Annotated in this window: 11 protein-coding genes; 7 read left to right on the top strand and 4 right to left on the bottom strand. The window is 64.9% G+C overall.

Translation table 11 applies throughout. The features are described from left to right. Window positions 1–12 precede the first annotated feature (12 nt). Both PCJ21_RS17400 and PCJ21_RS17395 read right to left on the bottom strand, forming a co-directional pair. On the bottom strand, window positions 13–801 hold the full coding sequence (locus PCJ21_RS17400) for a GntR family transcriptional regulator (protein WP_269932685.1): 789 nt from the start codon (window positions 799–801) through the stop codon (window positions 13–15). Then, window positions 794–1,675: an N-acetylglucosamine kinase gene (locus PCJ21_RS17395; protein WP_269932684.1), complete on the bottom strand. Its 882-nt coding sequence runs from the start codon at window positions 1,673–1,675 to the stop codon at window positions 794–796. Before PCJ21_RS17395 ends, PCJ21_RS17400 begins: the two co-directional genes overlap by 8 nt. A 196-nt stretch (window positions 1,676–1,871) precedes the next feature. Between PCJ21_RS17395 and PCJ21_RS17390 the strand changes: the two genes are divergently transcribed. The 6 genes from PCJ21_RS17390 (at window position 1,872) to PCJ21_RS17365 (ending at window position 8,227) form a co-directional block, all read left to right on the top strand. After that, on the top strand, window positions 1,872–2,786 hold the full coding sequence (locus tag PCJ21_RS17390; RefSeq protein WP_269932683.1) for an N-acetylmuramic acid 6-phosphate etherase: 915 nt from the start codon (window positions 1,872–1,874) through the stop codon (window positions 2,784–2,786). A 31-nt stretch (window positions 2,787–2,817) separates the two neighbouring features. Further along, window positions 2,818–4,077: an ABC transporter substrate-binding protein gene (locus tag PCJ21_RS17385; protein WP_269932682.1), complete on the top strand. Its 1,260-nt coding sequence runs from the start codon at window positions 2,818–2,820 to the stop codon at window positions 4,075–4,077. Between the two features lie 215 nt (window positions 4,078–4,292). Then, window positions 4,293–5,246 carry a carbohydrate ABC transporter permease gene (locus PCJ21_RS17380; RefSeq protein WP_269932681.1) on the top strand — a complete coding sequence of 318 codons (954 nt, stop codon included), beginning with the start codon at window positions 4,293–4,295 and terminating at the stop codon, window positions 5,244–5,246. Between the two features lie 7 nt (window positions 5,247–5,253). Beyond that, entirely contained in the window at window positions 5,254–6,096 is an 843-nt protein-coding gene (locus PCJ21_RS17375) for a carbohydrate ABC transporter permease (RefSeq protein ID WP_269932680.1), read from the top strand. Continuing rightward, window positions 6,093–7,157: a Gfo/Idh/MocA family protein gene (locus PCJ21_RS17370; protein ID WP_269932679.1), complete on the top strand. Its 1,065-nt coding sequence runs from the start codon at window positions 6,093–6,095 to the stop codon at window positions 7,155–7,157. Before PCJ21_RS17375 ends, PCJ21_RS17370 begins: the two co-directional genes overlap by 4 nt. 71 nt (window positions 7,158–7,228) lie before the next feature. Beyond that, complete coding sequence (locus PCJ21_RS17365; protein ID WP_269932678.1) at window positions 7,229–8,227, top strand: ABC transporter ATP-binding protein; 999 nt, start codon at window positions 7,229–7,231, stop codon at window positions 8,225–8,227. 59 nt (window positions 8,228–8,286) lie between these two features. Here PCJ21_RS17365 and PCJ21_RS17360 read toward each other — a convergent pair whose 3' ends face one another. After that, window positions 8,287–10,020, bottom strand: coding sequence for a hydantoinase B/oxoprolinase family protein (locus PCJ21_RS17360; RefSeq protein ID WP_269932677.1), 1,734 nt, complete (start codon window positions 10,018–10,020; stop codon window positions 8,287–8,289). 223 nt (window positions 10,021–10,243) lie between these two features. Next, on the bottom strand, window positions 10,244–12,310 hold the full coding sequence (locus PCJ21_RS17355) for a hydantoinase/oxoprolinase family protein (RefSeq protein ID WP_269932676.1): 2,067 nt from the start codon (window positions 12,308–12,310) through the stop codon (window positions 10,244–10,246). Between the two features lie 209 nt (window positions 12,311–12,519). Here PCJ21_RS17355 and PCJ21_RS17350 point away from each other — a divergent pair, with 209 nt between their 5' ends. Then, a complete protein-coding gene (locus PCJ21_RS17350) occupies window positions 12,520–13,347 on the top strand; it encodes a ferredoxin--NADP reductase (RefSeq protein ID WP_269932675.1) in 828 nt (275 codons plus the stop codon). The last annotated feature ends 1 nt before the right edge of the window (window position 13,348 follow it).

Genomic DNA, 13,348 nt, shown 5'->3' with positions numbered 1-13,348 from the left:
GGGTAATCGCGTTCAAGTACTTTCTCCTTCTTGCCCATCCGGGCCGGGCAGTCTCAGTTCGGCGACGAAATCATAGGCGTCGCCGCGATAGATCGACTTGGTGAACTCGATCACCTTGCCGGTGCCGAGATACGAAATGCGCTCGATCTGCAGGCAGGCCGAGCCGACCGGCACAGCCAGAAGTGCTGCATCGGCCTCGCTGAGATTGACAGCCGAAATGCGCTGCACCGCGCGCACCGGCCTGTGGCCTGTCTTGCCCAATGCCATATAGAGCGAAGATGTGACTTCACGAGGGTCGGGCAGCACGGAAGCCGAAATAGTTGCACGTTCGATGGCGAGCGGCGTGTCGTCGGCGATGCGCAGGCGGCTGAGCCGCGAGACGAGCTCGCTCGACGACAGCCCAAGCACCATCATTTCGTCGGGCGAGGCGCTGTAGATGCCGCGGTCGAGCCATTGCGAGCGGGCGGTCATGCCGCGCCGCGCCATGTCTTCGGTGAACGAGGTCAGCCGCGACAGCGACTGCTCGACGCGCTCCATGCGCGGGGCGACGAAGGTGCCGGAGCCGTGGCGCTGGATCAGCACGCCCGACTTGACCAGGTCTTGCACCGCCTTGCGCACGGTGACGCGGGAAATGTCGGCCTGGGCGGCGATGTCGCGCTCCGAGGGCAGGGCATCGCCAGGCCCGATCAGGCCGCGCTTGACGGCGTCCTCGATGTTCTTCTTGAGCTGCAGGTAGAGCGGCGCGCCGCTTTGGCTGACGTCGCGCAGGGCGGCGAAAATCCTTTCGGCAGTTTCATCCATGGCCGCCTCCCGCAGGGCCGAAGCGTTTCGCCGCCATCGCCACCGCGCCGCCGAGCGCGTCTTGCAGCGGTGCATGCAGGATGGTGCGGTAGCGTTCGCCAAGCCGTGGCGCGTAGAGGCCTGCGAGACCGCCAAGCAGGCACAGCCGCTGCGACGGCGACAGGTCGAAGACCGCGAGCGTTTCCTCGACGTCGGCGACAGCACGATCAACGAGGCGGGCGCCGATGGCATCGCCCGTTGCCGCATGCTCGAACACCATCGGCGCAAAGGCGCCATAGTCGGCAGGCTTGGCCGAGGTGGTGAATTCGACGATCTCGCCGGGATCGTTGTTGAAGCGCTCGAGCATGATGCTGGTCAGCGGCGAACCGGCATGGATGCCGTCATGGACAAGGAGCGTTTCCTGCAGCAGGTCGCGCCCGATGCGCGCGCCGCTGCCGAGGTCGCCGACCTGGAAGCCCCAGCCGCCGAGCGGGCGCAGCCGACCGTTCTGGCGAGCCAGGTAGACGGTGCCGGTGCCGAGCGCGGCGATGGCGCCGTCATGCGCGCCAAGCGCGCCTTCCAGCGAAATGGTGGAATCGTTTTCGACGTCGCTCTGGCTGAACGGCAACACAGCGATCAGCCGCTGCCTGTAGTCGCCGACATTGGCGCCGGCGAGGCCAAGCACGGCGGGCGTCGAGCCGATCAGGGCCGGGTCGCGGCCGGCATCTGCGAAGGCCATGCGGGCGGCTTCGACGATGTTGTGGCTGGCGCCTGCGAGGTCCGTGCGGATATTGGCCGGTCCGCCGCGGCCGCGACCAAGAATGTCGCCGGATGCGGTCGCCACGGCAGCCCGACACCCGGTGCCGCCGCCATCTATCCCGAGCACTAGATCCACGGTGTTGTCTCCTTGGCGTGATGATACCAATAAAATACCAATATCCAAGCGCTAAATTCCCGCCACTGGTATTGCCCGGCTGATTTGTTGAATTTTATGGATTTTTCGAACTGCCTTGCATTGCAGCAAAGGAATTTGTTAACGCCTATGGACAAGTGGTATTTTTTTGGTATTGTCAATTCAAGGGAGATACAGGATGGCGCCACGGCGTACGGAAGCGGTGCATAAAGACGCCCAGGGCATTGATGCCCAGGCGCCCGAGTCCATTCTGCGCCTGCTTGCCGACGCCCAGGCCGACGCGGCCCGTTCTGTCCATGCTGCCATCCCCGAAATTGCCGAAGCCGCCGAGAAGGTTGCTGCCAGCCTCGCCGCCGGCGGACGGCTGGTCTATGCCGCGGCTGGAAGCTCCGGACTGATGGCGCTTGCCGATGCGCTCGAACTGCCCGGCACCTTTGGCATCCCGCGCGAACGCGTGTTCATCCTGCTTGCCGGCGGCGCCGAGGCGCTGGTCAATCTGGCCGGCGCGCCCGAGGACGACAGCGCCCAGGCGGTCCGGGATGTCGCCGCGACCGGGCTCGGCAAGGGCGACTGCCTGATTGCCATTTCGGCCAGTGGCTCGACGCCTTTCGCCATGGGCGCGCTGGAGGAAGCGCGACGCCGCGGCGCCGCGACTATTGCCATCGCCAACAATTCCGGCGCGCCGATGTTCGGTCTCGCCGAGACGTCGGTGTTGCTGGCGACGCCGCCCGAAGTGGTCGCCGGCTCGACCCGCATGGGCGCCGGCACGGCTCAGAAGATTGCCCTCAACATGATGTCGACGCTGGCCGCCATCCGGCTTGGCCACGTCCATGACGGCTACATGGTCAATCTCGTCGCCGACAACATCAAGCTGCACGAGCGCGCCGCCCGCATTGTCGCGGCGGTTGCCGGTTGCGAGCCGGGCGAAGCGCAGGCGCTGCTCGAACGGAGCGGCGGCTCGGTCAAGATTGCGATCCTGCTGGCGGCGGGGGCCGCCAGCCTGGAGGCGGCAAACAGACTTCTTGAAGGGACGGACCACAAGCTCAGGCCGGCCCTTTCGAAGCTCGAGGGGAGCAGAGGCTCTCATCAGTAGAGGCCCGAGAGAATTAACTGGGAGAATGGAAATGACAAACAGGTTGCTTACAGGACTTCTGATGGCGTCCAGCATCCTCGGCTCCGCCGGGATCGCGCTCGCCCAGGACACCACGCTGACGATCGAAAGCTGGCGCAACGACGACCTCGCCATCTGGCAGGAGAAGCTGATCCCGGCGTTCGAAGCCAAGAACCCCGGCATCAAGGTCGTGTTCTCGCCTTCGGCTCCGACCGAATACAACGCGGCGCTGAACGCCAAGCTCGACGCCGGCTCGGCGGGTGACCTCATCACCTGCCGCCCGTTTGACGCGTCGCTCGAGCTCTTCAACAAGGGCCATCTCGCCGACCTGACGACGCTCGCCGGCATGGAAAACTTCTCGCCGGTGGCCAAGTCCGCCTGGCAGACCGACGACGGCAAGGCCAGCTTCTGCGTGCCGATGGCCTCCGTCATCCATGGCTTCATCTACAACCAGGAAGCCTTCGACAAGCTCGGCATCACCCCGCCGGCGACCGAGGCCGAGTTCTACGCCGCACTCGACAAGATCAAGGCCGACGGCACCTACATCCCGATGGCGATGGGCACCAAGGATCTCTGGGAAGCCGCGACCATGGGCTACCAGAACATCGGCCCGAACTACTGGAAGGGCGAAGAAGGCCGTCTCGCGCTGATCAAGGGCGAGCAGAAGCTGACCGATCCGCAGTGGGTTGCCCCGTTCACCGAGCTCGCCAAGTGGAAGCCGTATCTCGGCGACGGCTTCGAGGCGCAGACCTACCCGGACAGCCAGAACCTGTTCACGCTCGGCCGCGCCGCCATCTATCCGGCCGGCTCGTGGGAAATCGCCACCTTCAACACCCAGGCGCAGTTCAAGATGGGCGCCTTCCCGCCGCCGGTGAAGGCTGCCGGCGACACCTGCTACATCTCCGACCACAACGACATCGGCGTCGGCCTGAATGCCAAGAGCAAGAACCCGGAAGCAGCGAAGAAGCTGCTGTCCTGGATTGCCTCGCCGGAATTCGCGACCATCTACGCCAACGCGCTGCCGGGCTTCTTCAGCCTGAATTCGGCTGCGGTGAAGATGGAGGACCCGCTGGCCCAGGAATTCGTCTCCTGGCGCGAGAAGTGCAAGCCGACCATCCGCTCGACCTATCAGGTCCTGTCGCGCGGCACCCCGAACCTCGAAAACGAAACCTGGGTCAAGTCGGCCAACGTCATCAACGGCACCGAAACCCCGGAAGCCGCTGCGGCCGAACTGCAGAAGGGTCTCGACAGCTGGTTCAAGCCGGCCAAGTGATCGTCCGGATTTGATCCTTGCGAAGTTGGAAGCGCCGCGTCGCGGCGCTTCCTGCCCCTCAGGCGGCGCCGAATGCGGCACAGCCGAAATCAGGGGTTGAATGCAGGCGCCGGAAGGTGCGCTACTGCTTCCGTCGGCCGACGCCGGGAAGCGCCCAAGAAGCTATCCTCGCCAGTCCGTTCAACGGCCATCCCGGCCGGACCAGGGAATTTGAAATGTCGCAGCAAAGCCTAGAGCAAAGCCCAGAGCTAAGCCGGGACAAGCGCCCCATACGCTGGCACATCGCGGTGTTCCTGGCGCCGGCGGTGCTGATTTACACTGCCGTGATGATCCTGCCGCTGTTCGGCACGCTGCAGCTGTCGCTGTTCCGCGATGTCGCCAACAACCAGGTCTTTGTTGGGCTGGAGAATTTCCGCACGCTGTTTGGCGATCCGCGCTGGTCGGCGTCGTTCTGGAACGCGCTCGGCAACAACACCTGGTTCTTCGTCGTTCACATGCTGGTGCAGAACCCCATCGGTGTCGTGCTCGCAGCCCTTTTGTCGAGCCCGAAGCTGCGCTTTTCGGCTTTCTACCGAACCGCGATCTTCATCCCGACCATCCTGTCCTTCGTCATCGTCGGCTTTGCGTGGAAGCTGATCCTCAGCCCGCTGTGGGGCGTGGCGCCGAGCCTGCTCGACATGGTCGGCCTCAAGAGCCTGTTCGTGCCGTGGCTGGGCAAGGAAGAATATGCGCTGACCGCGCTCAGCCTGATCTCGGTCTGGCAGTTCGTCGGCATTCCGATGATGCTGATCTATGCCGCCATGCTGTCGATCCCCGACGAGGTGATCGAGGCCGCCGAATGCGACGGCGTCACCGGCATGTCGCAGTTCTGGAAGATCAAGCTGCCGCTGATCCTGCCCTCCATCGGCATCATCTCGATCCTGACCTTCGTCGGCAATTTCAACGCCTTCGACCTGATCTACTCGGCGCAGGGGGCGCTCGCCGGCCCGAACTATTCGACCGACATCCTGGGCACCTTCCTCTATCGCACGTTCTTCGGCTTCCAGCTGCAGATCGGCGACCCGAACATGGGCGCGACCATCGCCTCGATGATGTTCTTCATCATCCTCACAGGCGTTTGCGTCTACCTGTTCCTCATCCAGACGCGGCTGCGCCGCTACCAGTTCTGAGGGCGTCATGAGCAAGGCTGCCACTTCTTCCCTGCCCCGCACCATCGGCGCCCATGCGGTGCTTCTGGCCTACACCGTGATTGCGCTGTTTCCGGTGCTGGTCATCGTCGTCAATTCGTTCAAGTCGCGCAACGCCATCTTCCGTTCGCCGCTGGCGCTGCCGACATCCGAGACGTTCGACCTGATCGGCTACAAGACGGTCATGGCCCAGGGCGATTTCGTCCAGTATTTCCAGAACAGCCTGACGGTTACGGTCGTGTCGCTGTTTCTGGTGCTGCTGTTCGGTGCGATGGCGGCGTTTGCGCTGTCGGAATACCGCTTCAAGGGCAACACCATGATGGGGCTCTATCTGGCCCTCGGCATCATGATCCCGATCCGCCTCGGCACGGTGGCCATCCTGCAGCTGATGGTGGCCTCGGGCCTGGTCAACACGCTGACCGCGCTGATCCTGGTCTACACCGCGCAAGGCCTGCCGCTGGCCGTCTTCATCCTGTCTGAATTCATGAAGCAGGTGTCGGACGACCTGAAGAACGCCGGCCGCATCGACGGGCTCTCGGAATACCGCATCTTCTTCCGCCTCGTGCTGCCGCTGGTGCGTCCGGCCATGGCGACGGTCGCGGTGTTCACCATGATCCCGATCTGGAACGATTTGTGGTTCCCGCTGATCCTGGCGCCATCCGAACAGACCAAGACGGTGACGCTGGGCGCCCAGGTGTTCATCGGCCAGTTCGTCACCAACTGGAACGCCGTGCTGGCGGCCCTGTCGCTGGCCATCCTGCCGGTGCTTGTCCTTTACCTCTTCTTCTCGCGGCAGCTCATCCGCGGCATCACTTCCGGAGCAGTCAAGTGACCACTGAAAAACCCCTTCGTGTCGTCGTCGCCGGTCTCGGCAACATGGGTCGCAGCCACGCGCTGGCCTATCACAACAACCCTGGCTTCGAGATTGCCGCGCTGGTCAACCGTTCCGACGTGCCGCTGCCTGATGGCATGGAAGGCTATGGCATCCAGCGCTCGTTCGAAGGCACGATCCGCGAGCTGAAGCCCGACGTCGCCTCGATCAACACCTACTCCGACAGTCACGCCGACTATGCGGTGATGGCGATGGAGGCCGGCTGCCACGTCTTCCTCGAAAAGCCGCTGGCGACCACTGTCGCCGATGCCGAGCGCGTCGTCGCCTGCGCCAAGGCCAACGGCCGCAAGCTGGTGATCGGCTATATCCTGCGTCACCATCCCTCATGGATGAGGATGATCGGCGAAGCGCGTGCCCTTGGCGGCCCCTATGTCTTCCGCATGAACCTCAACCAGCAGTCTTCCGGCCACAAGTGGGACACCCACAAGCAGCTGATGAAGACGACCTCGCCGATCGTCGACTGCGGCGTGCACTATCTCGACGTCATGTGCCAGATCACCGACGCCGAGCCGGTTGAGGTGCGTGGCATGGGCCTGCGCATGACCGACGATATCGATCCGGCGATGTACAATTACGGCCACCTCCAGGTGCTGTTCGCCGATGGTTCGGTCGGCTGGTACGAGGCCGGTTGGGGACCGATGATGTCGGAGACCGCCTTTTTCGTGAAGGATGTGATCTCGCCGAAGGGCAGCGTTTCGATCGTCGTCAACGAGGCTGCGACCAAGTCCGACGACGTCGATTCCCACACCAAGACCAGCATGATCCGCGTCCACCGCGCCGAACTCGGCGCCGACGGCAACTTCGTCCACGCCGACGAGGACCTGTCGATGAAGGACGAGCCCGGCCATCAGGGGCTCTGTGACCGCGAGCAGGCCTTCGTGCTGAAGGCCATCCGCGAAGACATCGACCTCACCCGCCACATGGCGGACGCTGTCAAATCGCTGCGCGTCTGCCTGGCTGCGGACGAAAGCGTCCGCACCGGTCTCGCCGTCAAGCTTTAGAGCATGGCCCCGGAAGGCTCGACACCTTCCGGCTGGCATCGTGCGCAGGGAACATCGAAAAGGAAGAGCCTGTGGGATCTCTCAAGATCGAAAACGTCAAGAAGTCCTTCGGCCCGGTCGAGGTGCTCCAGGGCATCGACCTCGACGTCAGGGACGGTGAATTCGTCGTGTTCGTCGGCCCGTCGGGCTGCGGAAAGTCGACGCTTCTGCGCATCATCGCCGGGCTCGAGGACCTTTCCTCCGGCAACGTGCTGATCGACGGGAAGCGGGTCAACAACGTGCCGCCGTCGAACCGCGGCATCGCCATGGTGTTCCAGACCTATGCGCTCTATCCGCATCTCACCGTGCGCGACAACATGGCGCTCGGCCTCAAGCAGGCCGGCACGCCGGCGGCCGAGATCGACAAGCGCATTGCCGCCTCCTCGGCCATGCTGTCGCTGGAGCCCTATCTCAAGCGCCGTCCGGCCGAGCTGTCCGGCGGCCAGCGTCAGCGCGTCGCCATCGGCCGCGCTCTGGTCCGCGAGCCCAAGCTGTTCCTGTTCGACGAGCCGCTGTCGAACCTCGACGCGGCGCTGCGCGTCAACACCCGGCTCGAGATCGCCCAGCTGCACAACAGGCTGAAGGCGACGATGATCTACGTCACTCACGACCAGGTCGAGGCGATGACGCTGGCCGACCGCATCGTGGTGCTCAATGCCGGCAAGGTCGAGCAGGTCGGCGCGCCGATGGAGCTCTACAACAAGCCGGCGAACCTGTTTGTCGCCGGTTTCATCGGCTCGCCGAAGATGAACTTCATCGACGGCGAGCGGCTGGGTGAAACCGCCAGGACCATCGGCGTACGCCCTGAGCACATCGCGGTCAGCCAGACGGAGGGTGCGTGGAAGGGAACCGTCATCCACGCCGAGCATCTTGGAGCCGACACCAACGTTTTCCTGGAAACAGAAAAGGCCGGCCTCGTCACCATCCGCCTGTTTGGCGAATACCAGACCGGGCCGGGCGCCACGCTCTATGCCACGCCCGATGCGGCGCGGACCTATCGCTTTGGCGAGGACGGCAAGCTTCTGGGCTGATTGCCCAAGCCTACGGGCGGGGGTGGTTTCCAGTGCAGGGAAGGCGGTGAGGCGCAATTTCAACGCAGCCTCAACCGCTCCGTCTCCGCGGCGTCCACGCCGCCATCTCCAACCACCACCCCGAACATCTCAGCCGCCTGCTCGGGCGTGTAGTAGCCGAGCTCGACATCGCGCAGCACCAGCGCCGGGTCGCGCGTCAGCGGATCGCCATAACCGCCGCCGCCCGGCGTGCCGACCTTCACCCGGTCGCCGGCCTTCAGCGCTATGTCCTGTTCCTTGGACAGATGCGGCGGCACATGCGCCTTGCCGTCGCGGATGACCGTCACGGAATTGACCGCGCCGTCGCCGCCGCCGAGCGCGCCCTGGGGGCCGAAGCGGCCATGATCCATGACGAAGGAGGCGCGCGCCTCGCCGCGCAGCAGCTCGATCTCGTAGTCGAGGCCAAAGCCGCCGCGCTGTTTGCCCGCGCCGCCCGACCCCTCGCGCAGCGCATAGCGCCGGTACAGCACCGGGAAGGCCTGCTCCATGATCTCGACCGGCGGCGACTTCGAGATGCCGATGGTCGAGCAGCCGTTGGACAGGCCGTCGTGATCGGCGTTGCCGCCGTAACCGCCGCCGGAAATCTGGTACATGACGTAGTCGCGGCCGCGCGCCGGGTCGTTGCCGCCCAGCGCAAAATTGCCGCTCGAACCGGCGGGTGCGGCCGTCACCTTGTCGGGTGCGGCCTGGACCATCGCGGCAAACACCGCCTCGGCGATACGTTGCGAAACCTCGGCGGCGCAGCCCGAGACCGGACGCGGGTAGCGCGCGTCGAGAAAGGTCCCCTCGGGGCGCTTCACCGTCAGCGGCTCAAAGGCGCCGGCGCTGATCGGCACGTCGGGGAAGATATGGCGCATGGCGAGATAGACCGATGACAAGGTCGTCGCCAGCACGCTGTTCATCGGTCCCGCGCACGGCTTCGACGAGCCGGCGAAATCGAAGGTCAGCGTGTCGCCGCGCTTGTCGACCGATAGCGCGATCGTCAGCGGCTCGTCGACGACCCCGTCGGAATCGACGAATGCCGTGGCGCGGTAGACGCCGTCGGGAAGGGCAAAAATGTGCGCCCGCATCTGGTCGGCGGCGCGCCTTCGAAGCTCCGCAATCGCCTCGGTCACCGTTTCGTCACCGTAACGGTCCAGGATCTGGAACAGTCTCTCCTGGCCGACGTGAAGTGCCGCTGCCTGGGCGCGGATATCTCCGATGCGCTGGTCGGCGACGCGGATGTTGGAGCAGATGATGGCGTAGATCTCGGGATCCATCACGCCCTTCTTGAACAGCTTGACCGGCGGCAGGCGCAGGCCTTCCTGCTCGACTGCAGTCGCCGAAGCCGAGAACCCGCCGGGTACCGCGCCACCGATGTCGGGCCAATGGCCGGTGTTGGACAGCCAGCAAAATATCGTTCCGCCGCGCCACACCGGCATGGCGAAACGCACGTCCATCAGATGCGTGCCGCCGAGATAGGGGTCGTTGACGATGTAGATGTCGCCGTCTTCCGGCGGCAGGCAGCGTCCGTCCGATATCATCTCGATGATCGTCCTGGTCGAGTGCTGCATCACCCCGACGAACACCGGCAGGCCTTGCGACCCCTGTGCGATCAGCGCGCCATCGACGGCGGAGTAGATGCCGTCCGAGCGGTCGTTGGCCTCGGCGATGACAGGCGAGAAGGCGGCGCGCGAGAACGTCAGGTCCATCTCGTCGCAGGTCTGCTGCAGCGCCGCCTGGATGACGGAGAGGGTGATGGCATCGAGGCTCATGGGGTAGCCTCGCGGGGTGTTGGAGAGGTTTGCGCTTGAGACGTCGACCCCCACTCCGCCTCGCTGCGCTCGGCACCTCTCCCCCGTTCGACGGGGGAGTGGAAAGGAGCTGGTTCGACGGATGAGATGACGAGAGGCCGGATCGCCGCCGGTCTTTCCTCTCCCCCGGGCAGGGGGAGAGGTGCCGAGCGCAGCGAGGCGGAGTGGGGGTGCTTGCGTGGCATCATCCCTGTCCCACCTCGACGATGATGTTCCCGTCCTTGTCCGACCAGGCACTGTCGCCGGGCTCCAGCACGGTCGTGGCGTCCATCTGCTCGAGGATCGCCGGCCCAGTGAATCGCGCCTCGAGCGGCAGCTTTTCCCTGAGATAGACCGGGGTGTCCAGCCAGGCGCCGTCGAACCACACCGGGCGGACCTCGCGCAGCGCGCCGTCGAGCGTCGCCGCCCGGCCGGCGGGATCGATGAGCCGGCTAAGATCGATGTCGGGGCGGACACCAGTGACCGACGTATTGAGGTTGACGAGGTTGGCGCGGATTTCCGGCAGCTCGACCCTGAAGCGGGCGAAATAGGCCTTCTCGAACAGCGCCTGCAGCGTCGCGCGTTCGACCTCGGCCGACGGCAGCGGCACGTTGATGATGTGCGTTTGCCCGACAAACTGCATGTCGGCGGAATGGCTGACGCGGATGCTCTGCGGCCGGATCGCCTCCTTGGCGATGAGCGCCTCGCCATCCGCCCTGTGGCGCGCCAGGATATCGCGCGCGCGTTGTTCGTCGAGGACTGCCACCGGCTGGTTGACGGTGTTGACGAAGTCGTGCCGCATGTCGGCGACGACACAGCCAAGCGCGTTGGTGATGCCGGGCCTTGCCGGGACAAGCACGCGCGGCAGTCCGAGTTCGCGGGCCAGCGCCGAGGCATGCAGCGGTCCCGCGCCGCCGAAGGCGAAGAGCGTGAAATCGCGCGGATCGTGGCCACGCGCCACCGAGACCATGCGGATGGCGCCGGCCATCTTGATGTTGCCGAGCCGCAGCACAGCGCCGGCGGCGGCCGTGCCGTCGAGCCCGGTCGTCTTGCCGATCCGGTGCTCGAATATCTCGCGCACCGCCGCCACCGTCGTCGGGTTCGCGACCGACAGCAGCTTCTTCGGATCGAGCCGGCCAAGCACCAGATTGGCGTCGGTGATCGTCGGGTCCGAGCCGCCGCGGCCATAGCAGATCGGCCCGGGATCGGCCCCGGCGCTCTCGGGACCGAGCTGGATCAGGCCGGAGGCATCGACGCGCGCGATCGAGCCGCCGCCGGCGCCGACCGTATGAACCGCGACCATCGGCACATGGATCGGCATCGCATATTCGATCTCGATCTCGTTTGACACTGCCGGCTCGGCATGGCGGATCAGCGCGACATCGGTCGACGTGCCACCCATGTCGTAGGTGACGAGGTTTTCGAACCCCGCCCGCTTGCCGGTATAGGCGGCGGCGATCACCCCGGAAGCCGGGCCGGACATCACCGTCTTGGCCGCCTCGCGCGTCACGAAGCGCGCCGAGATCATGCCGCCATTGCCGTTCATGACGAGGAAGTCGCGGTCGTAGCCGCGCGCTGCAAGCTCGTCGCGCAGGCGCGCAACATAGCGCTCGAGGATCGGCTGCACGGCGGCGTTGACCGAGGCGGTGACGCCGCGCTCGAACTCGCGCGCTTCCGACAGCAGCGAATGGCCAGTCGTGATGTGCCCGTTCGGCCAGGTCTCGGCGGCGATCTCGGCGGCGCGGCGCTCGTGATCGGGGTTGGCGTAGGCGTGCAGGAAGTGGATCACCAGGGACTCGCATCCGGCGGCGACAAGCGCCGCCACAGCGGCCCGCAGTTCGATCTCGTCGAGCGGCTCGCGCACCCGGCCTGACGCCTCGACGCGTTCCGTCACCTCTAGCCTCAGATTGCGCGGGATCACCGGCACGAACACCCCGGTCATGCCGTAGGGCTGGGGCCGCGTGCGCCGCCCGAGTTCGATCACGTCGCGAAAGCCGCGCGTGGTGATCATGCCGGTGCGGGCGAGGCGGCGTTCCAGTACAGCGTTGGTGGTGGTAGTGGTGCCGTGGACGATGAGGTCGATTTCGGCAATCGGAAAGCCCGTCGCCGCAAGGGCCGCGACCACGCCATGCGCCTGGTTGTCGACCGTCGTCGGGGTCTTGGCGATGCGCACCGCATTGTCGCGGTCGAGAAGCAGCAAGTCGGTGAACGTTCCCCCGACGTCGATGCCTGCCACAACGTCTCCCGCCAATGCGGGAATTTTCTCGACCATGGACTAAACCCGAAACAAGCGGACTACGTTCATGTGCCAGTTTAGAAAGGCGTTTTATGCCACAATCTTGACGATCATATCATTTGTATACTAATTAATATGCTCGACAAGGCCCCATGAATTGCCTGTTTTTCCGCAGCGTGCCGGATCAAAAAACTGCCGACGCGCCGACGAGCATGACTACCGCCAGATGGCGAGAGGTTTGATCGATGAACACCGCAGCAGCGCTGAACACGGCGGAAGCCAAGCCGCTTCAGTTTCCGATTCCGGCCAATGTCTACGCCGAAACCGTGGTTTCGGTGAAGCATTACACCGATCGCCTGTTCGCCTTCCGCGTGACCCGTCCCCAGTCGCTGCGCTTCCGCTCCGGCGAGTTCGTCATGATCGGCCTGCCCAATGCCGAGAAGCCGGTCTACCGCGCCTACTCGGTCGCCAGCCCGTCCTGGGATGACGAGCTCGAATTCTTCTCGATCAAGGTGCCGGATGGTCCACTGACCTCGGAGCTGCAGAAGATCGAGCCGGGCGACACCATCCTGATCCGCCAGAAGGCAACGGGCACGCTGGTGCTCGACGCGCTGACCCCGGGCAAGCGCCTGTTCATGATCTCGACCGGCACGGGCGTCGCACCTTTCGCCAGCCTGCTGCGTGACCCCGACACCTATGAACGCTATGAGCACGTTTTCCTCACCCACACCTGCCGCGATGTCGCCGAACTGGTTTACGGCAAGGAACTGGTCGCCAATCTCGAGAGCGATCCGCTGATCGGCGAGCTGACCCATGGTCGCGTCACGCTGTACAATTCGACGACGCGTGAGGAATCCGAGCGGATGGGCCGCATCACCGCGCTGATCTCGTCGGGCAAGTTCTATAGCGATCTCGGCATCGACAAGCTCGATCCTGAAACCGACCGCATCATGATCTGCGGCTCGATGCACATGCTGAAGGACGTCAAGGAACTGGCCGAGAGCCTGGGCTTCGTCGAAGGCTCGCTGCACGAACCGGGAACCTTCGTCGTCGAACGCGCCTTCGTCGGCTGAA

The sequence above is a fragment of the Aminobacter sp. HY435 genome, assembly GCF_027568395.1.
Classification (GTDB): domain Bacteria; phylum Pseudomonadota; class Alphaproteobacteria; order Rhizobiales; family Rhizobiaceae; genus Aminobacter.
This window is presented reverse-complemented; position numbering and strand designations above follow the sequence as displayed.